Source organism: Xenorhabdus bovienii, assembly GCF_024721015.1.
Taxonomy (GTDB): domain Bacteria; phylum Pseudomonadota; class Gammaproteobacteria; order Enterobacterales; family Enterobacteriaceae; genus Xenorhabdus; species Xenorhabdus bovienii.
Genome location: NZ_JANAIF010000329.1, coordinates 1 through 425, shown reverse-complemented (window position 1 = coordinate 425; position 425 = coordinate 1). Strand labels below are relative to the sequence as shown.

The following is a 425-nucleotide window of genomic DNA, read 5'->3' as shown; positions in this document are numbered from 1 at the left end:
GCTGAAATTTGCCTGGATGGCAGCAATATTCGCGCGAGTAAAGATGCCGCAGGCGCGAAAAAAAACATCCCGATATCGCTGACGATCATGCGCTGGGTCGCTCACGCGGTGGTTATGGCACCAAAATCCACCTGGCAACCGACAGACGGGGTTTTCCCCTCAACCTGCTTTTGACGGCGGGGCAAGCCCACGAAAGTCGATCCGCCATCCCTTTGCTCGACGGCATTGGTATACCAATGGCATTCGGTTAAGGAAATAATTATGTTATAAACATAAAGTTTAAATGGGGGAGAGAATCATGAATATCTATCAACGCCTAAACAAAACTTTTTTTAATTCATGTTCAAGAATTGATAAATCTTGGCAAAAAAGAAAGAGAACAATTGATACAAAACTGATTATTCTTTTCCTAATGAAAATTATAT

General features: G+C 42.6%; 1 pseudogene. It reads left to right on the top strand.

Features of this window, described 5'->3' with window-relative positions:
- A pseudogene (locus NXS07_RS20840) lies at positions 1–233 on the top strand (transposase); the annotation flags it as partial.
- Positions 234–425: the final 192 nt, after the last annotated feature.